The following is an 18586-nucleotide window of genomic DNA, read 5'->3' on the forward strand; positions in this document are numbered from 1 at the left end:
GTCAGCGGCCGCGCAGGAACAGCGCGTCCAGGTCTTTCATGCCCAGCTGGCGCCAGGTGGGCCGGCCGTGGTTGCACTGGTCGCTGCGCTCGGTCACTTCCATCTGGCGCAGCAGGGCGTTCATCTCGTCCAGGGTCAGACGGCGGTTGGCGCGCACCGCGCCGTGGCAGGCCATGGTGGCCAGCAGCTCGTTGCGGGCGCGCTGCACCACCGTGCTGGCGTCGTGCTGGCTGAGTTCGGCGAGCACGCTGCGGGCGAGCTCCACCGGGTCGCCGGCGGCCAGGGTGGTGGGCACGGCGCGCACGGCCAGGGTCCTGGGCGAGAACGGCACGATCTCCAGCCCCAGCTGGGCCAGCACCTCGGCTGCAGTTTCGGCGGTGGCGACCTCCTCCGGCGTGGCCGCGAAGGTGGCCGGGATCAGCAGCGGCTGGCTGCTGATCTGGTGCGCGTCCAGCTGCTGCTTGAGGCGCTCGTAGACGATGCGCTCGTGCGCCGCATGCATGTCTACCACCACCAGGCCCTGGGCGTTCTCGGCCAGGATGTAGACGCCGTGCAGCTGGGCGACCGCGCGGCCCAGCGGCCATTCGCCGTCGGGCAGGGGGGCGGGCGCTTCCTGCGTGGCCGGGGTAGGTGCGAACACCGGTTCGGCGCGGCGGATGTCGGGCGCGTCCAGCGGCGCCGCAATCCGTTCGGCCGGGCGCCAGAGCGCTTCGAGGTCGCTCACACGCTGGCCCGCCTGCGGCGCCTCGGGCCGCCAGGGCAGGGGCTGCTGGCGCGGCACCGTGGCGAGGAAGGTGGAAGCGGGCGTTTCGGTCGGCGTCGCTGAAAGTGGGCCAGTGACGGGCAGCGTCTGCGCCGAGCGCGGCGCGGCCAGCGCCCCTTCCACCGCGTGGCGCACCGCCTGGTGCACCTCGCGGCTGTCGCGGAAGCGCACCTCGATCTTGGTCGGGTGCACGTTCACGTCCACGCGCGTCGGGTCGATGCTGACGTACAGCGCGTACACCGGCTGGCGGTGGCCGTGCAGCACGTCTTCATACGCGCTGCGCGCGGCGTGGGTGATGACCTTGTCGCGCACGAAGCGGCCGTTGACGTAGGCGAACTGCCAGTCGGCGCGCGAGCGGGCCGCGTCGGGCACGCCGGCAAAACCCCAGACGCGCAGGCGCTGCTGGCCGCCGGCGGTGGCTTCTTCGCCCGGCACATCGCTGGCCGGCCAGTTCACCGCCACGGCGTTTTCGATGAACTCCTCGCCCAGCACGTCGGCCAGGCGCCGGCGCAGCGCGTCCAGCAGGTGTTCGCCACCGGCCAGGTCGGGCGCCACGGCGCGCCACTGTGCGACCAGCTTGCCGTCGTGCCAGATGGCAAAGCCCACTTCGGGCCGCGCCAGCGCGTGGCGGCGAACGGCCTCGATGCAGTGGGCCAGCTCGGTGCTTTCGGACTTGAGGAACTTGCGCCGCGCGGGCGTGGCGAAGAACAGCTCGCGCACTTCGACCGTGGTGCCGCGCGCGCGGGCGGTGGGTTGCAGCTCGCCGCTGCGGCCGTCCAGCAGCCAGCCGTGGGCGGCCCCTTCGTCGGTGCGGGTCAGCACCGAGACCTCGGCGATGGAACAGATGGCGGCCAGTGCCTCGCCGCGGAAACCCATGGTGTCCACGGCTTCGAGGTCGTTCAGGCTGGCGATCTTGCTGGTGGCGTGGCGCTTGAGCGCGGTGGGCAGTTCCTCGCGCAGGATGCCGATGCCGTCGTCCTCCACGCTGATGAGCCGGATGCCGCCGGCCTGCAGCCGCACGGTGATCTGCGTGGCACCGGCGTCCAGCGAGTTGTCCACCAGTTCGCGCACCACGGAGGCGGGGCGCTCGACGACCTCGCCGGCCGCGATCTGGCTGATCAGCTCGTCGGGAAGTTCACGGATGGGGCGGCGGTGGGCGGGCAGGGGGGCGTTCACCCGGGGCATTCTAGGCGTGGGGCACCGCCCGGGGATAATCGCGGGCTATGGATTTCGCCCTCTACCTGATCGACTTCATCCTGCACGTGGACAAGCACCTGCAGGCCTTCGTACAAGCCTACGGCGCCTGGGTGTATGCCCTGCTGTTCCTCATCATCTTTGTCGAGACCGGCCTGGTGGTCATGCCCTTCCTGCCGGGCGACTCGCTGCTGTTCATCGTGGGTGCGCTGTGCGGCGCCGGGCTGATGGACTGGTCGGTCGCGGCCGGGCTGATGCTGACGGCGGCCATCCTGGGAGACCAGACGAACTACACCATCGGGCGCTACTTCGGCCCGAAGGTGTTCCAGTGGGAGAACTCGCGCTTTTTCAACAAGAACGCCTTCAACCAGGCCCACAACTTCTACGAGCGCTACGGCGGTGTGACCATCATCCTGGCGCGCTTCATGCCCTTCATCCGCACCTTCGCACCCTTCGTGGCGGGCGTGGCCGAGATGACGCGCAGCAAGTTCACCGCCTACAACGTGGTGGGCGCGGTGGTCTGGGTGATCGGCCTGACGGCGGCGGGCTATTTCTTCGGCAACCTGCCCTGGGTGCAGGCCAACCTGTCCAAGATCATCTGGGCGCTGATCTTCGTGCCAGGCCTGATCGCCATCTTCGGCGGCTGGCGCGCCGCGAGGGCCGAGAAAGCCCGGGCTGCGGCGGGGCAGGCCTGATCAGGCCTGCTGCTTGCGCGCCAGCGGCGGATTCGCCGAGAAGTATTTGACGATGCCCTTGAGCAGGGCATCGGCCAGCTGGTTCTGGTAGGCCTCGCTGCGCAGCCGGGCCTCTTCGTCGGGGTTGCTGATGAAGGCCGTTTCCACCAGCACGCTGGGAATGTCCGGCGCCTTGAGCACCGCGAAGCCGGCCTGTTCCACCCGCGGTTTGTGCAGCTTGCCCACGCGGCCTACCTCGGCCAGCATCGCGCCGCCCAGTTTGAGGCTGTCCTTGATCTGGGCCGTGGTGCTCATGTCCAGCAGCGTGCGGGCTACGGTCGCGTCCTTGGACTTGACGTTGATGCCGCCCACCAGGTCGGCGGCGTTTTCCTTGTTCGCCATCCAGCGCGCGGCCGCGCTGCTGGCGCCCTTGGTGCTGAGCGCAAAGATGCTCGCGCCCTGCGGCCGTGGCGTCATGAAGGCGTCGGCGTGGATGCTGATGAACAGGTCGGCGCGCACCCGCTGCGCTTTTCTCACCCGCGTGCCCAGGGGCACGAAGAAGTCGGCGTCGCGCGTCATGTAGGCCCGCATCGGGTTGCCGTTGACCGTGGTCGCGTTGATGCGCTCGCGCAGGCGGTGGGCCACCTGCAGCACCACGTCCTTCTCCTGCGTGCCACCGGGGCCGATGGCGCCCGGGTCTTCGCCGCCGTGGCCGGGGTCGAGCGCCACGATGATGAGTCGCTCGGTTTTTTTGCCGGGTGATGCCTTCGGCTCACCGGCCGGGGCGGGTTTGCCGGCGGTGGCGCCGGGTGCCTTGGGAGGTGCCGGTTTGTCGTGGCGGGCAATGAGGTCGGCCAGCGGGTCGTCCGCTGGCGTGGCTGGCATGTCCCGCAGTTCGGCACCCAGCAGCTCGGCGGCGCGCCGGGCCGATTCGTCGACTGCGGCCGTGTGCTGGCGGATCAGTTCCTCGAAGGGGTCGACCGTCTGCACCGGGTAGAGGTCGAGGACCAGCCGGTGGCCGTAGGCGGCGACCGGTTCCAGGTTGAACACCTGCGGCTTGATTGGTTTTTTCAGGTCCACCGTCAGCCGCGCGACATTGGCACTGACCGGGGCGACGCGGATGGCCGCGATGTTCGGGTCGTCGCTCTGCAGCTTGCCCACCAGATCGCGCATGCCTTCAATGAGGTCGATGCCCTCGATGTCGACCACCAGGCGCGACGCCTGGTCGACCGTGGTCTTCTGTGCCTTGAGCTCGCCGTCGGACTCGATGGTCACGCGCGTGTAGTCCTGCGCCGGCCAGATGCGCACCGCCACCACACGCCCCGCGTGCGCCAGGTGCGGCGCGCCGATCAGCAGCACCAGCGCGCCGGCCTGCAGCAGGCGGCGGCGGTCGGGGTGGGGCGTCGGTCGGGTCATGTGTTCAGGGCTGCCAGCAGGCGCCGGCCGGTGTCGGTGAAGGCCTGCATCGTCACCTGGCGCGGGCCGTCGGTGAAGTCGGTATCGTCACCGGGCGCTTCCTCCGGCCCGATGGTCAGTGCCGCGTCCACCGCGCCCATGAGGCCGGCGGCGCGCTCGGGCCATTCCACCAGCTTGAGGCCGGGGCTCGCAAACAGTTCCCGAAAACCCGCGTCTTCCCACTCGCGCGGGTCGCCGAAGCGGTAGAAATCGAAGTGCCAGGCCGACAGCGCGCCGTGCGGCCCGGCCTCGGCGCGGTGCGGCTCGACCACGGCGTAGGTTGGGCTCTTGATGCGCCCCTGCACACCCAGCGCCCGCAGCAGGTGGCGCACGAAGGTGGTCTTGCCCGCGCCCAGGTCGCCGGCCAGCGTCAGCGTGGCGTTGGTGATCGCCGGGCTGGCGGCCAGCCGCTGCGCAAAGTGGGCGGTGCCCGTCTCGTCCAGCCAACGCCCGTCCCAGCGCGCGCCGTCGGAGGAGGGCGTTCCTACAATGGGCGGACGATGCGATCCGGATTCGATGCTGCTCAACTGATCACTCAGGTTCAGGCCTGGGGCCGGGAACTGGGATTCTCCCAAATCGGGGTGGCCGGCGTCGACCTCTCAAGCGCCGAACCGGGCCTTTCGGCCTGGTTGTCGGCCGGATTTCACGGTGGCATGGACTACATGGCGCGCCATGGCATGAAGCGCGCGCGGCCGGCCGAGCTGGTGCCCGGCACGGTGAGCGTGATCACCGCGCGCATGGACTACCTGCCACGGTATACGCCCGAAGACTGGACGGAACAGGAGCTGGCCCGCCTGCAGCGGCCCGGAGAAGCCATCGTCTCGGTCTATGCCCGGGGGCGCGATTACCACAAGGTGCTGCGCAGCCGCCTGCAGCAACTGGCCGAGCGCATCGGGGCCGCCGTTGGCCCGCTCGGTCACCGTGTGTTCACCGACTCGGCGCCCGTGCTCGAAGCCGAGCTTGCACGCCGCAGCGGCCAGGGCTGGCGCGGCAAGCACACGCTGATCCTCAGCCGAGAGGGTGGCTCGATGGCTTTTCTCGGCGAGATCTACCTCGACCTCGCCCTGCCACCCACCGCAGCGGTCAGCGACCACTGCGGCTCCTGCAGCGCCTGCATGGCCGTCTGTCCCACGCAGGCCATCGTCGCGCCGTACCGTCTCGACGCTCGGCGTTGCATCTCTTACCTCACCATCGAACACGACGGCCCGATTCCCGAGAGCCTGCGCCCGCTGATCGGCAACCGCATCTACGGCTGCGACGACTGCCAGCTCGTCTGTCCCTGGAACAAGTTCGCGCAGCGCAGCCCGCTGCCCGACTTCGACCCGCGCGAGGGCCTGACCGGCGCGACCCTGGTCGAACTGTTCGGCTGGAGCGAAGAAGAGTTCCTGCGCCGCACCGAAGGCAGCCCGATCCGCCGCATCGGCCACGCGCGCTGGCTGCGGAACATCGCGGTGGCGATGGGCAATGCGCTGCGGCAGGCCGACGAGCCGGTCACCCGCGCTGCGCTGGCCGCGCACACCGCGCACCCCGACCCGGTGGTGCGGGAGGCTGTGGCCTGGGCCTTGTCGGCGTAGGCTGCTCAGCGCTTTCTCCCTCTCTCAAGGAAACAGCCGCATGGCCCACGCCGAAACCGAACTCAAGCTGCTGCTGCCAGGGGCACAGCCCACGGTCATCGAGGAGCGGCTGCGCCGGCTCGGCGCGCTGGCGCGGCGCCGGCAGACCACCCACTGGCTGTGGAACATCTACTTCGACACGCCGGACCAGCAACTGCATCAGCAACGGCACGCGCTGCGCCTGCGCTGCATCTCGGACTCCCCTTGGCGCGCAAACGCCAACGCGGCGACGGTGCGTGGCGAATGGGTGCAGACCTTCAAGTCGGCGGGCATTTCGCGGGGCGGACTGAGCCGCCGCGGCGAGTGGGAGAGCCGCCAGCCCTCCGGCCGGCTCGACGCGGAGGCGCTGCGCGAGACGCCCTGGACCGATCTGGATCCCGACGGCCGCCTGTTCGGCCAGCTGGCCCCGTGCTTCGAGACCCGCTGCCGCCGCACCGTCTGGACCCTGCACCGCTACCAGGGCGCGACCATCGAGGCGGCGCTGGACGTGGGCGAGATCGTCGCCGGTGACCGGTCAGAGCCGCTGCTGGAGCTGGAGCTCGAACTGCTGCAGGGGCCGTCCGACGCCCTGTTCCATCTGGCGCAGCAGGTCGCGTCCGAGGTGGCCGTGCTGCCCTTCGACCAGAGCAAGGCCGAACGCGGCTACCGGCTGGCGCAAGGCCTGCCGCGCGAAGCGTCGCCGGCCCAGGCGGTGCACCTGGCGCCGGGCACCGGGCCGCAGCAGGCGGGTGCGCAGGCGCTGGCGGCCTGCTTCGACCACTTCAACTGCAACCTCGCGTGCACGCTGGTGTCGGACGACCCCGAGGTGGTGCACCAGGCCCGCGTCGGCTGGCGGCGCTGGCGCAGCGCGGTCCGGCTGTTCGCGCCCTGGCTGCCCGGCCGGTCCGATGCCGACGGCCTGCGGCCCCTGCTGGCCGAACTGGGCCGGATGCGCGACCTGGACGTGCTGCGCGTCGACACCCTGGGGCGCTGGTTGCCCGCCTTTGTTGACGAAGATGCTCAGCGCCAGCGCATCGCCGATGTCGCACTCGAACGCATCGACGAGGCGCGCCGGGCGCAGCGCAGGCGGCTGCGGGATGCCCTGGCCGCGCCGGGAACCGGCCAGACCCTCCTGGCACTGGCGCAGGGGCTCTTCCAGTTGGCCACAGCGCAGACCGCAGCGGGTGCATACGACACCCCCTGGGCGCGCAAGCGCATCCGCAAGCTGCGCCGCCGCCTGGACGCTGCACTGAAAGCCAGCCGGCGGGCGCCTGCGGACCTGGAAAAAGACCACCGCGTCCGCATCCAGGCCAAACGGGTGCGCTACGCGGCCGAGATACTGCGCGACCTGCTGCCCGCCCGGCGAACCAAGGGCCTCGCCAAGGCGGCCACCCAAGTCCAGACCCGGCTGGGGGCCGAGCGGGATCTGAGACAGGCCGTGCGGCTGCTGGACGAGCTGGGGACTGAAGCCGAGCTCAGCTCGTTTCTGCGTGGGGTGCTGGCGGCGTCAAAGGGCTGACGGCCTCGTTCAAGGTGCCACCGAAGGAACGGGAGTGTTTGTCAACGTTCGTCGCGTTCAAGCAGTGCCTGACAAAGCGTTCGAGGATACGTGTCTCCGCGCTTGCTGATGCCCGGCAGCTCAGGGAAGGTCTGCTCAACACCCGCCGCAGTGATGGGATGGACTCCCCCGTTTGTTTGCGCGAGAAACGCGCTCTGGTCTTCATTGGCGTGGGGATCAGGTCTTCAACAAACGAAAGGAGTCCGAGATGCATGCTACTACCGTGGCCGTCGACTTGGCCAAATCCGTTTTCCAGATCGCCGTTGCCAACGAGCACTGGCGCATCGTTGAAACTCAGCGCCTGACGCGCTCCCAGTTCGAACGCTGGTTCGCCAACCGTTCCGTGGGCCTGGTCGTCATGGAGGCCTGCGGCTCGGCCCACCACTGGGCGCGCTGGCTCAATGGTCTGGGCATCACCGTCCGCCTGCTGCCCGCCCAGTACGTTCGCGCCTACGTGCGGCGCAACAAGACCGATGCCACCGACGCCGCAGCCCTGCTTGAAGCGGCCCGCGCTGCCGACATCCGCCCCGTTCGCGTGAAGTCGGTCGAGCAACAAGCCTTGCAAGGTCTGCACCGCATCCGATCGCTCTGGATGGGTACGCGCACCTCGCGCATCAACGCCCTGCGCGGCTTCTGCCGCGAGTTCGGCATCACCATCCCACAAGGCGCACGTACCGGCGTCGAGACCATCGGCCGCGTGCTGGCCGATCCGCGCTCTGCCGTGCCCGAGCTGATCCGCCACACCGCCGGCATGCTGCTCGAAGAGATCCGTCTGCTCGAAGTCCGCATCGCCCAGGTCGAGCGCGAACTCGCCAGCGTGGCCCGTCACAGCCCGGCTTGCACGCTGCTGCTGTCGGTGCCTGGCATCGGGTTGCTCACCGCCACCGCCCTGGTGGCCGCCACATCGGGCGATGTGACGCACTTTGCGGACGCACGCCACTTCTCCAGCTGGTTCGGCCTGACGCCGCGCGAATACAGCTCGGGATCGAGCCGGTACCTGGGGCGTATCTCCAAGAAGGGCGACCGTTACCTGCGCATGCTGCTCACGCACGGCGCTCGCAGTGTGCTGCGGGCGGCCAAGGTCGCAGAGGGGGCTGGCAAAGACGTCTGCGGCATCCGCCGCTGGGCGCTGGAGGTGCAGGGCCGCTCTAACCACAACAAAGCCACCTGTGCCCTGGCCAACAAGCTCGCGCGCATCTGCTACGCCACGCTGCGCGACCACGCCCCGTTTGACGAAGCAGCCCGGCTGAACAAAAAACAAAGCCGGCAGAGCTTCGCCCTGCCGGCCTGATCTCGTCTCACCAGATCTCTTCACCCAACCCATCTCACCTTGCGACGGGTTTGATCGACCATCATGGCCAACCGGGTTCCTCCCACACCGCGCTACGCCGATAACTCTTCCGGCAGCTTGCCTGCCGCTTGCAGCGTGTGGCGATGCGGTGACGCAGATTCCATGTCGGCACGGACCGTCAACGAGTCCACTCCAGATGCCGGATATACGACTGCAGGTGCTTTACCCACTGGTCCCCAATCGGTCAGGCTCTTGCTGTTGAGGGGGAGTCCATATACGTGAGTTTATGTCCGTGATTTCAGATGACGGTGGTTTGCGCCTCGCAGGGCTCATTTACAGGTTGGACAGTGCAAACAGCGTGAACGTGTGTTCGACCTTGGCCCGGATGTGCGCCTTGACCTGCCCCAGCTGATCCTTGATCGCGCCCATCGGCGTGCTCTTGTCCAGTACCTTGCGCTTGCCCGGCCGCATGGCCACGTGCCAGTTGACATTGGCCGCCGTGCCCACCACCGTGTGCACCAGTCCCGATTCCGCATCCACACCCATGTGGGCCTTCATTCCGAAGTGCCACTGAGGTGGCGAAACCGAAGAATGGAGCTCTCGTCGGGCAGGTTGTCTTCACCGGCATCGAGTCCCACGAACTCGCGGAACAGCGCCGTGTCGTACAGCGCCTCTTCCATTGCGGGGTCAGAGAGGTTGGACCACTGCGGCAGGAAGTGAATGCGCAACATGGTCTCCACGGCAAACGGCGGGCGTCCGCCTTTGGCGCTGGGTTTGGGCGCGTGCGGCGCGATCAACGACACCAGCCCGGCCCACGGCACCACCAGGTTCATCTCGTCCAGGAACTCTCGCTTGTGCGTCCATCGGCGCCCCTGGCGCGGGGTTTTGCAGGCGATCCCTGGGCAGCCCGAGCACTGAGTGCCTCTCAGATTGTTTCCTGCCTCAGTGTTTATAGCCCCCGACATTTGGAGGAACCCAGGCGAGGGTTTTCTGCAACGCACGCCTTGACCGACTATGAAACAAAAAGTAAACTAAATCTGGTGAATGATGTCCGTACATGCATCGCATGATGCTGCATTTTTCGATCATGCAAATGACTTTTCAAGTCGTTTGCGCATTGTCTAACCATGGGCCATATCTCTGATATTGGGTGTAGGGAGTAGGGAACTTATGAATAAGAAACAAATCCTGTTGCATATTCTTGTATTGACATCTGCCGTTTTTTTTGCTCATGGGGCTTATGCGGGTGGCAAGGATGCGCAACCCCAGGTTGATCGTTCTGTTCAATCCAGACCGCTCAACCAGGGTGGCATCATCATCAAGTACAAAACGGGACAGTTGAGTGGTCAAAAACTGACTCTGCAACATGCAGGTCAAAATGCCGCAGGCTTGGGGTTCGGCAACGCCAGCGCGTCGGCCAACAAGTTTGGCATTACCCTGTACTTTGACAAGCCGTTGGCTACGGGTGCCTATCTGCTGAAGCAGAGTGCTCCGCTTTCCCAAAATAGGCTCAAAGAGTTGATTCAGGAAATCGCCAAAGATCCGGCGGTGGAGTATGTCGAGCCCGATGCCTGGATGCGCCGGCAGTTTGTACCGAATGACCCTGGTTATTCATCTTTCCAATGGCACTATGGAGCCGGGGTTGGAGGGGTCAATCTGCCCGCTGCCTGGGATATCAGCCAGGGGACTGGTGTGCGGGTCGCGGTGCTGGACACCGGCATCACCAGTCATCCCGATCTTGATGCCAACAGGGTCGGTGGCTATGATTTTGTTTCTCAGCCATTGGTGGGAAATGATGGAACGGGGCGCGACAGCGATCCGTCGGATCCTGGTGACTGGGTGACTGTCGATGATTATTTTGGTAATACGTACGGAGGATTTTTCTACGGGTGCTATCCAGAGAATTCCAGCTGGCATGGCTCCCACGTTGCAGGGACCATTGCGGCGGTGACCAACAACTCCACAGGCGGTGCTGGCGTTGCTTTTGGTGCCAAAGTGGTTCCCGTACGTGTGTTGGGTAAATGCGGTGGATATACGTCGGACATCGCTGATGGCATTGTCTGGGCGGCCGGCGGCAGCGTGGCGGGTGTTCCTGTCAACACCCATGCGGCGTCAGTGATCAATATGTCACTGGGTGGCGAGGGTGTCTGTTCCAATACATTCCAGGCGGCAATCAACAGCGCGCGCAGCCGGGGGGCGACGGTCGTGGTGTCAGCGGGCAATGACAGCGTCAGCACCGTGAATGCGCAGCCTGCCAATTGTGATGGTGTCATTGCTGTCTCTGCGACGACTTCCTCGGGGGGCATTGCCAGCTATTCCAATTTTGGTCCTCACGTCGGGTTGGCTGCCCCAGGCAGCGGTGTTTATTCCACGGTCAACAGTGGAACCACTTCACCTGCGGTACCGGCTTATGCTAATTACAACGGCACATCCATGGCGGCGCCTCACGTTGCGGGTGTCGCTGCCCTGCTTCTCGCTCAAAACCCTGCGTTGACGCCCAACCAGGTTGCTGCGCGGCTCAAACTGGGTTCAAAGCCGTTTCCTGCGCCATGCCCGCAGTGCGGTGCAGGTTTGCTCAATGCGTACACCGCTTTGGTGCCGCCTTCATTTTCTGATGGAACTGTTTTTAGATTCTACAATTTAATCACGGGCATTCATTTGTTTACTCGTGATCCTTCTGAGCGTGACTCTATATTGGGTGCTCTTCCGTCTTATCAATATGAGAGGGCTGTGTTTTCAGTAAGGCCTGCTGCCGAGCCTGGATTGATGCCTGTCTATCGATTTAGAAATAGGAACAATGGTGCTTATTTTTACTCTCTCGATCCGGCAGAGGTAAACACGGTCAATAACATTCCATATTTCACGCTTGAAGGAGTTGCTTGGTATGCCAGAAGCCCTTCCGCTCCAGGTGTGGGAACCATTCCATTGCATCGATTCATGTACAAGCCGACTGGCTCGCATTTTTACTCCTACTCTTCTGCTGAAGTGGCCTATATCCAGTCCTCGTTGTCTCATCTCTACCAATACGAAGGCATTGGGTTTTACGTCTGGCCTCTGTGAGGCTCACCTTGTGAACAGGGCAAGCGGCACGGTATCGACCTGTCATGGCTGATACCGCGATCGCAATTCCCGCTTCAACAGTTTCCCGCTCGGATTCTTCGGCAGCGCCTCAGCGAACACCACGCGCTTGGGGCATTTGAAATGCGCCATGTGTTCGCTGCAATGCGCCATCACCTCATCCTCGGTCAATGACTGTCCGGCCTTGACCACGATCACGGCGGTGACCGCTTCCACCCATTTCGGGTCGGGCAGGCCGATCACCGCCACCTCGCTGACGGCGGGCAGGCGGTAGATCATTTCTTCCACCTCGCGGCTGGCGACGTTTTCGCCGCCGGTCTTGATCATGTCCTTCTTGCGGTCGACGACGGTGATGTGGCCCTCGGCGTCGATGGTGGCCAGGTCGCCGCTGTGGAACCAGTCGCCGCTGAAGCTGGCGGCGGTCTTTTCGGGGTCGTTGAAGTAGCCGAGCATCAGGTGCGGCGAGCGGTGCACGATCTCGCCGACTTCGCCCACGGCCACGTCCTGCATGTCGTCGTTCACCACGCGGGTCTCGACGTTGATGACGGCCTTGCCGCACGAGCCCGGTTTGCGCAGCTGGTCTTCGGGTGGCAGCATGGTCGCCAGCGGCGCAATCTCGGTCTGGCCGTAGAGGTTCCACAGGCGAACATTCGGCAGCCGCGCCGCCAGTTCCTTCAAGACTTCCACCGGCATGATCGACGCGCCGTAGTAGCCCTTGGCCAGGTGCCTGAGCTTGTCTGCGTCGAACAGCGGTGAGCGCAGCAGCGCGATCCAGACCGTGGGCGGTGCGAAGAAGCTGGTGATCTGGTGCTGTTCCAGCAGCGCCAGCAGGTGGTCGGGCGTGGGCTTGCCGGTGATGACGTTGCGGCTGCCGATGTAGATGGCGGGGCCGAAGAACACGTCCAGCTGCGCGCAGTGGTACAGGGGCAGGGCGTGCAGCGTGCGGTCGGCTTCGGCCACCTCGGCGTTGATGACGCAGCTGACGTACTGCCAGAGCACCGCGTCGTGCGTGAGCATGGCTCCTTTGGGCATGGACTCGGTGCCGCTGGTGTAGACGATCTGCGCCAGGTCGTGGCTCTGGGTGCCCACGGCCGGCAGCGGGTCGGTGCAGGCGGTCAGCTCGTCGAAGCGGTGCATGCCCGGCGCCGGCTCGGTGGGGTCTTCGCTGGGCAGCCAGATGAACTGCTGCACCTGGGTCTCCAGCGCCGAGGCTTCGCGCGCCAGGCCGGCCAGGCCGCTGTCGGTGGCCAGGGTGCGGGCGCCGGCGTGGCGCAGGATGTAGGCGACTTCTTCCGCCTTGAGCATGAAGTTGATCGGCACCAGCACCGCGCCGCGGCGGGCCAGCGCGAAGCGCAGCGCCGCGAAGCCGTGCGAGTTGCGCGCCAGCACCGCCACCTTGTCGCCTTCGCCCACGCCGATCCGGTGCAGACCTGCCGCCAGCCGCGTGACCAGTGCGTCGAATTCGGCGTAGGTCCAGCTGGTGGCGCCGCAGGTGATCGCGGTCTTGGCCGGCAGGCGCCGGGCGGTGCGGTGCAGCGCGTCGGCGATGGTCTGGCGGCGAATGGCGGGGGCGAGCGGGGGCAGGGGCTTGGCGGACATGGGCGAAATCTCCTGTTGTCTCCAGTTACAGCGGCCCGTTTTATCATCGCCCGAATGTCCGGTCCACCGCTCGTTTCCACTGCCCTCGACCGCTCGCTCGGCGGCTGGGGCCGTCGTGTCCGGGCCTCCTGGGCTTCGTGGTGGCATGTGCTGCTGCTGGGCGCGCAGGTGATGGTGCTGGCCCTGGCGCCGTCGAGCTACGCGCAGGGCGCGCAGCGCAGCGCGGTGCTGCAGCAGATCTACCGCGCCTCGACACCGCTGATGCCCGGCTTCCTCACGCTGTCGGCGCTGCTGAGCCTGGTGCTGATCCGTATCGTGGTCGCGACCGCCTACAGCTATGGGCTGTCGCAGTACGCGCTGGAGGTGCTGGTGCGCACCCTGGTGCTGGAGATCATTCCGTTGTACGCCGCGATGTTCGTGGCGCTGCGCCACACCATGCCCGAGGCCCAGCGCATCCGCAGGCGGCTGTCGCAACAGCACCGCAGCGGCGTGCAGCACGAGCAGCAGACCCTGCTGCGCACCGAGCTGCTGCCGCGCGCGCTGGGGGGCATCTTCTCGGTGCTGCTGCTGGCGGCGGTGAGCTGCGTGATCGCCCTGGTGCTCACCTATTTCAATGTCTACGGCTTCTCGCACTGGGCGCTGCCGGCCTACACACTCGCGGTCGGGCAGGTGTTCAAGCCGGCCGTGGTGCTCATCTTCAGCCTCAAGACCCTGTTCTTCAGCCTGTCGGTGGCCATCGTGCCGCTGGCCGCCAGCGCGCGGCGCGACGAGGCCGGCGGTTTCGGCCGCCTGAGCGACATCTCCGAATTCGCGCGCCTGCTGTCGGTGCTGCTGCTGGTGGAGGTGACCTCGCTGCTGGGCAACTACTACTGATCCATGGACCGTTCAACGATGAACCCTGCCGACCATGTCCCGCCGCCGGAGCCCACGCCGCCTCCGGTGAAGAACCTGGAGTTCAAGGCGGCGCTGCTGCTCGCTTTCCTGCTGTTGCTGGTGGTGGGCTCGGCGCTGTACGTGGCCTACGCGCGCGGCGCCTTTGAGCGCACCCAGCGGCTGGTGCTGGTGGCGCCCGACTCGGAAGGGGTGTCGGTGGGCATGAACCTCACCTTCGCCGGTTTTCCCATCGGCCGCGTGGGGCGCATCGAACTGGCCGAGGACGGCAATGTGCAGATCTTGGTGGACGTGCCGGTGAAGGATGCGAAGTGGCTGCGCAGCTCCAGCATCTTCACCATGGAGAAGGCCCTGGTGGGCGGCACCAAGATCAAGGCCTTCAGCGGCGTGCTGACCGATCCACCGCTGGAAGACGGCGCGGTGCGCCAGGTGCTCAGCGGCGACGCGGCGGCCGAGATCCCGGGCATCGTGGCGTCCATCAAGGAGTTGATTGGCAACCTCAATGCCCTGACCAACGCCGACGCGCCGCTGCCACAGAGCCTGGTGCACCTGCAGGGCACGGCGGCGAAGCTCAACGGGCCGCAGGGGGCGATGGGCGCGCTGTTCGGCAACGAGGCGGATGCGAAGAAGGTGGTCGAGGCCATCGACCGGGCCAACACGCTGCTGGCGCGGGTGGACCAGCTCACCGGCCGGCTCGACAGCCTGGTGGCCAACGCCGACAAGCAGGTGTTCGGCCAGGGTGCCGGCCCCGGCGGCACCGCGCAGGGTGGCCTGGTGCAGGACGCGCGCGGCACGGTGAAGCAGCTCGACGGCCTGCTGGCGGACGCGCGCGTGAGCCTGCAGAAGGTGGACAAGCTGCTGGTGGACGCGCAGGCCATCACCGCCAACACCCGCGAGGCCACCACCGACCTGCACCTGCTGCGCGCCGAGGTCGACGCCAGCCTGCGCAAGGTGGAGTCGCTGATCAACGAGGTCAACCGCCTGTGGCCGCTCAAGCGCGACGCCGAAATCCAGCTCAAATGAACATGACACTTCGAAGCGCCCTCTGGCTCTGCTGTGCCTCGCTCCTGGTGGCCTGCAGCAGCGCGCCGCCGCCGCCCGACTGGCAGATGAACGCCAAAAGCAGCGCCGAGCGCGCGGCCGAGGCCTGGCTCAGCGGCAACACCAAGGTGGAAGAGGTGGAGTTCCTGCGCGCGCGCGGCGAGGTGGCGCGCACCGCGCAACCGGCGCTGCTGGCGCGGCTGGAGCTGACGCGCTGCGCCACCCGCGTGGCGGCGCTGGTGTTCGAGCCCTGCGCGGGTTACGAGGCGCTGGTTGCCGACGCCGCACCCGCCGAGCAGGCCTATGCGCGCTACCTGGCCGGCCAGGCGACGGCCGCCGATGCGGCGCTGCTGCCGCCCGCGCACCGCGGTCTGGTGGGCACCGCGCCGGCCAGCCTGGGCGACATCGAGGACCCGCTGTCGCGCCTGATCGCGGCCGGTGTGCTGCTGCAGCGCGGGGCCGCGTCACCGGCGGTGGTGGCGGACGCGGTGGAAACCGCTTCGCAGCGCGGCTGGCGCCGGCCGGTGCTGGCCTGGCTGGGCGTGCAGCTGCGACAGGCCCAGACCGCGGGCGCTGCGGACGAGGCGGCGCGCATCCAGCGGCGCATCCAGCTGCTGGCGCCCTGAACGCCTGTCAGCGCCGCGGTCTCACCACTCCGCGAAGCTGCCGTCCTTGTGGCGCCAGACCGGGTTGCGCCAGCGGTGGCCCTCGGCCGCGCGTTCGCGCACATAGGCCTCGTTGACCTCGATGCCCAGGCCCGGGCCGGTGGGAATCTTCACCATGCCGTCCTCGTAGGCGAACACCTCGCGGTTGTTCACGTAGTCCAGCAGGTCGTTGGCCTGGTTGTAGTGAATGCCCAGGCTCTGCTCCTGGATGAAGGCGTTGTAGCAGCCCGCGTCGATCTGCAGGTTGGCCGCCAGGGCGATGGGGCCGAGCGGGCAGTGCAGTGCCAGCGCGACGTCGTAGGCCTCGGCCATGGCCGCGATCTTGCGCGTTTCGGTGATGCCGCCGGCATGTGAAGGGTCGGGCTGGACGATGTCCACATAGCCTTCGGACAGGATGCGCTTGAAGTCCCAGCGCGAGTACAGCCGCTCGCCCAGCGCGATGGGCATGGTGGCCACATGGGCCAGTTCCTTGAGCGCCTCGTGTTGTTCGCTGAGCACCGGCTCCTCGACGAACATGAGGTTGTAGGGCGCCAGCTCGCGCAGCAGCACCTTGGCCATGGGCTTGTGCACCCGGCCGTGGAAGTCCACGCCGATGCCCACGTTCGGCCCCACGGCCTCGCGCACCGCGGCCACGTTGGCCAGGCAGCGCTCGACCTTGTCGTGGCTGTCGATGAACTGCAGCTCTTCGGTGCCGTTCATCTTGACCGCGGTGAAGCCGCGCGCCACGGCCGCCTGCGCGGCAGCGGCGGTGTCGGCCGGGCGGTCGCCGCCGATCCAGCTGTAGACGCGAATGCGGTCGCGCACCTGGCCGCCCAGCAGGTCCGAGACGCTCACGCCCAGCGCCTTGCCCTTGATGTCCCACAAGGCCTGGTCGATGCCGGCGAGCGCGCTCATGTGGATGCCGCCGCCGCGGTAGAAGCCGGCGCGGTACATCACGGTCCAGTGGTCCTCGATCTGGCGGGGGTCCTTGCCGATGAGGTAATCGGCCAGCTCATCGACCATGGCGAAGACGGTGTGGGCGCGGCCTTCGAGCACCGGCTCGCCCCAGCCGTCGATGCCCTCGTCGGTTTCGATTTTGAGGAAGCACCAGCGCGGCGGGACGATGAAGGTGGTGAGGCGGGTGATTTTCATGAGGGGCGATGAATCAGACGGCGGCGTTGGCCTGCTGCCAGGCGCGGACGAAGGCGGTGGCCCGCTGCGCCACGGTGGCGGCGTCGTCGCCGGCCCGGTAGAGCGCGCTGCCCAGACCGAAGCCGGAGGCGCCGGCCGCGAGGTAGGGTTGGATCGCGTCCGGTGTGATGCCGCCCACCGGCGCGATGGCCACCGGTGGCGTGAGCACCGCACGCCAGGCCTTCAGGCCCGTGGGGCCGAGGGTCTCGGCCGGGAACATCTTGAGCACGTCGGCGCCTGCGGCCAGCGCGGCGAAGGCTTCGGTGGGCGTGGCCACGCCGGGTGCGCAGGCCAGGTCCAGGGCCTTGGCCGCACGAATGACGGCTGGGTCGCTGTGCGGCATCACCACCAGCTGGCCACCGGCCGCGGCGATCTGCGCGCAGGCTTCGGGCTGCAGCACCGTGCCGGCGCCCACCAGGGTGTTGCCCGGCAGGGCCTCGCGCAGGATGCGGATGCTTTGCAGCGGATCGGGCGAGTTCAGCGGCACTTCGATCAGGCGGATGCCGGCGCCGTGCAGGGCCAGGCCGATGTCGCGCGCTTCCTCGGGCCGCAGGCCGCGCAGGATGGCGATCAATCCGTGGGTGGAGAGGGTCTGGCGGAACAGGGAAGAGGGGGTCATGCGGAACGGCGGACAGGGGTGGGGACGGCCAGACCGGCGGCCTGCGCGATGCGCCACAGGCCCAGCGGTGTGACGCCGGAGCGGATTTCGGGTGCCGGATGGCCCTGTGCTTCCAGCGCGGTGGCGTAGCGCACGCACAGCAGCGGCTCGCCGCACAGCACCACCGGGGTGCGGTCCTGCAGCGCGGGTGCCAGCGCCGCCACCTCGTGCCCGATCAGCAGGCCCGAGAGGTAGTCGGGCTGGGCGCGGCCGGTCAGCTGGCCGGTGAGGCCCAGGGTGCGCACGCTGAACACGGTGGACAGCACGCCCAGCGCGCCCAGGGGCGAGCGCGCCACGCGCAGGCCGCGCGCGAAGGCGGGTTCGTCGTGCGGCGCGCCCATCACCATGGTGCGGCCCAGGATGGTGTGCTGCGACAGCGCGGCGTACACCTCGCCGGTCATGAAAGTCTCGAAGCGCACGACGGCGCCGTCCTCGACCCAGGCCCACTTGGTGTGGGTGCCCGGCAGTCCGACCAGCAGGCGCTGCGGCGCGCGGCCCTCGTCGGCCAGGCTCTGGAGCACGCCGGCGATCTGGGTCTCTTCACCGCGCATCACATTGGGTAGTTCGCCGGATTGCAGCAGGCCCGGCACCACGTGCAGGGGTTCGCCGCCCGGGCGTGCGATGACGGTCATGGCCGTGGCCAGTTCGCTGGCGCGGGCCGGCAGGGGTTGGTAGCGCGCCTCGCGCCAGCCCTGGGCGCTGCCCACCATGCCGCAGGCGATCAGCGGCGTGTCTGCGTGGGCCGCCAGCCAGTCGCCGCACAACCCCTGCAGCGCCGCCTCGAAGGCCTCCGCGGGCGTGGCGATGCCGGCACCGGCCGGCAGGTTCATCACACCGTGTTCGCTGCGGCGGGTAGCCAGCACCTGGCCGCCTGGGCCCAGGGCGTAGGCGCGCAGCGAGCTGGTGCCCCAGTCGAGAGCGAACAGCGCAGGAGGGCTGGCCAGGGCGGCGTGCATC

15 protein-coding genes and 1 pseudogene are annotated in these 18586 nt (G+C 67.6%); 8 read left to right on the forward strand and 8 right to left on the reverse strand.

Features of this window, described 5'->3' with window-relative positions:
- Position 1 precedes the first annotated feature (1 nt).
- Positions 2 to 1948 carry a DNA mismatch repair endonuclease MutL gene (gene mutL, locus HPF_RS08910; RefSeq protein ID WP_133156376.1) on the reverse strand — a complete coding sequence of 649 codons (1947 nt, stop codon included), beginning with the start codon at positions 1946 to 1948 and terminating at the stop codon, positions 2 to 4.
- Between the two features lie 38 nt (positions 1949 to 1986).
- Here mutL and HPF_RS08915 point away from each other — a divergent pair, with 38 nt between their 5' ends.
- Positions 1987 to 2652, forward strand: coding sequence for a DedA family protein (locus HPF_RS08915; RefSeq protein WP_133156377.1), 666 nt, complete (start codon positions 1987 to 1989; stop codon positions 2650 to 2652).
- Here HPF_RS08915 and HPF_RS08920 read toward each other — a convergent pair whose 3' ends face one another.
- Both HPF_RS08920 and tsaE read right to left on the reverse strand, forming a co-directional pair.
- Positions 2653 to 4047, reverse strand: a complete 1395-nt coding sequence (locus HPF_RS08920; RefSeq protein WP_133156378.1) for an N-acetylmuramoyl-L-alanine amidase — start codon at positions 4045 to 4047, stop codon at positions 2653 to 2655.
- Positions 4044 to 4604, reverse strand: coding sequence for a tRNA (adenosine(37)-N6)-threonylcarbamoyltransferase complex ATPase subunit type 1 TsaE (gene tsaE, locus HPF_RS08925; protein ID WP_133158062.1), 561 nt, complete (start codon positions 4602 to 4604; stop codon positions 4044 to 4046). Before tsaE ends, HPF_RS08920 begins: the two co-directional genes overlap by 4 nt.
- Between tsaE and queG the strand changes: the two genes are divergently transcribed.
- The 3 genes from queG (at position 4587) to HPF_RS08940 (ending at position 8527) form a co-directional block, all read left to right on the forward strand.
- A complete protein-coding gene (gene queG / locus HPF_RS08930) occupies positions 4587 to 5660 on the forward strand; it encodes a tRNA epoxyqueuosine(34) reductase QueG (protein WP_066150977.1) in 1074 nt (357 codons plus the stop codon). The two genes, tsaE and queG, sit on opposite strands and share 18 nt — an antisense overlap.
- A gap of 40 nt (positions 5661 to 5700) precedes the next feature.
- Positions 5701 to 7197, forward strand: a complete 1497-nt coding sequence (locus HPF_RS08935; RefSeq protein WP_133156379.1) for a CYTH and CHAD domain-containing protein — start codon at positions 5701 to 5703, stop codon at positions 7195 to 7197.
- Between the two features lie 247 nt (positions 7198 to 7444).
- On the forward strand, positions 7445 to 8527 hold the full coding sequence (locus tag HPF_RS08940; protein WP_133156380.1) for an IS110 family RNA-guided transposase: 1083 nt from the start codon (positions 7445 to 7447) through the stop codon (positions 8525 to 8527).
- A 333-nt stretch (positions 8528 to 8860) separates the two neighbouring features.
- On the opposite strand, the pseudogene HPF_RS08945 reads toward HPF_RS08940, so the two are convergent.
- Positions 8861 to 9492: pseudogene (locus HPF_RS08945) on the reverse strand (transposase).
- 205 nt (positions 9493 to 9697) lie between these two features.
- Here HPF_RS08945 and HPF_RS08950 point away from each other — a divergent pair.
- Entirely contained in the window at positions 9698 to 11587 is a 1890-nt protein-coding gene (locus HPF_RS08950; RefSeq protein WP_133156381.1) for a S8 family peptidase, read from the forward strand.
- Between the two features lie 42 nt (positions 11588 to 11629).
- Here HPF_RS08950 and HPF_RS08955 read toward each other — a convergent pair whose 3' ends face one another.
- Positions 11630 to 13204: an acyl-CoA synthetase gene (locus tag HPF_RS08955; RefSeq protein WP_133156382.1), complete on the reverse strand. Its 1575-nt coding sequence runs from the start codon at positions 13202 to 13204 to the stop codon at positions 11630 to 11632.
- A gap of 54 nt (positions 13205 to 13258) precedes the next feature.
- On the opposite strand from HPF_RS08955, the gene HPF_RS08960 reads away from it, so the two are divergent.
- From HPF_RS08960 to HPF_RS08970, 3 genes are read left to right on the forward strand one after another with little or no spacing between them, the layout of a single operon-like run.
- On the forward strand, positions 13259 to 14077 hold the full coding sequence (locus HPF_RS08960) for an MlaE family ABC transporter permease (protein ID WP_079365976.1): 819 nt from the start codon (positions 13259 to 13261) through the stop codon (positions 14075 to 14077).
- Positions 14078 to 14095: 18 nt separating this feature from the next.
- Positions 14096 to 15118 (forward strand): MlaD family protein, encoded by a 1023-nt coding sequence (locus tag HPF_RS08965; RefSeq protein WP_066150751.1) that lies wholly within the window; start codon positions 14096 to 14098, stop codon positions 15116 to 15118.
- Positions 15119 to 15120: 2 nt separating this feature from the next.
- On the forward strand, positions 15121 to 15762 hold the full coding sequence (locus HPF_RS08970; protein ID WP_133156383.1) for a hypothetical protein: 642 nt from the start codon (positions 15121 to 15123) through the stop codon (positions 15760 to 15762).
- A gap of 21 nt (positions 15763 to 15783) precedes the next feature.
- Here HPF_RS08970 and dgoD read toward each other — a convergent pair whose 3' ends face one another.
- The 3 genes from dgoD to HPF_RS08985 are packed head-to-tail and all read right to left on the reverse strand — an operon-like array spanning position 15784 to position 18585.
- Positions 15784 to 16932, reverse strand: coding sequence for a galactonate dehydratase (gene dgoD, locus HPF_RS08975; protein ID WP_133156384.1), 1149 nt, complete (start codon positions 16930 to 16932; stop codon positions 15784 to 15786).
- A 13-nt stretch (positions 16933 to 16945) separates the two neighbouring features.
- Entirely contained in the window at positions 16946 to 17590 is a 645-nt protein-coding gene (locus HPF_RS08980) for a 2-dehydro-3-deoxy-6-phosphogalactonate aldolase (RefSeq protein ID WP_133156385.1), read from the reverse strand.
- Complete coding sequence (locus HPF_RS08985) at positions 17587 to 18585, reverse strand: 2-dehydro-3-deoxygalactonokinase (RefSeq protein ID WP_133156386.1); 999 nt, start codon at positions 18583 to 18585, stop codon at positions 17587 to 17589. The genes HPF_RS08980 and HPF_RS08985 overlap by 4 nt, the downstream gene beginning before the upstream one ends.
- Position 18586 lies beyond the last annotated feature (1 nt).

Origin of the sequence: Hydrogenophaga pseudoflava, from assembly GCF_004353865.1 — a bacterium.
GTDB classification, from domain to species: Bacteria; Pseudomonadota; Gammaproteobacteria; order Burkholderiales; family Burkholderiaceae_C; genus Hydrogenophaga; species Hydrogenophaga pseudoflava.